Origin of the sequence: Lederbergia ruris, assembly GCF_018332955.1 — a bacterium.
Classification (GTDB): Bacteria; Bacillota; Bacilli; order Bacillales; family Bacillaceae_C; genus Lederbergia; species Lederbergia ruris.
The window spans coordinates 1-427 of sequence record NZ_BORB01000123.1 but is presented as its reverse complement, the minus strand read 5'-3'; the positions used below and the strand labels follow the sequence as shown (position 1 = coordinate 427).

General features: G+C 30.7%; 1 pseudogene. It reads right to left on the bottom strand.

Features of this window, described 5'->3' with window-relative positions:
• A pseudogene (locus KI363_RS21705) lies at positions 1–427 on the bottom strand (RNA-guided endonuclease TnpB family protein); the annotation flags it as partial.

Below are 427 nucleotides of genomic sequence, written 5' to 3'. Positions count from 1 at the left end.
TTTAATGTAATATTTTTTTCGTAGGAGAAGTGAATGAAGTACTTTTTTCCTTTTTTCACTAATGTAGGATTGTTTTCTTTCCAGTCTGAAATATTTCTCTTTTTAAAATTTTTATCGTTGATGGTTACATCGATCCAAACCCAATCATTCTTTAAGAAAACTTTTAATTTTACTTGATTGGTAGATGTTTTTTCATACATATTTGTTTTATAAAAAACCGGAAAAGCTTCGTGATCAATGGATAGAGTAGGTGGTTTCTTTTTAAATCTCTTGCCACCCGCAAGAGCGGTTGATTTTTCCTTTACCCAATTTTCCAGATTGGATTTGTAACTACTTACAATACCGAAAGCTTTGGAAATAGCGGATCTTCTAAAATAACTAGGAAACTTATAAAAAGTGGTTGTGAAATCATATTTAGGAGAAGGGT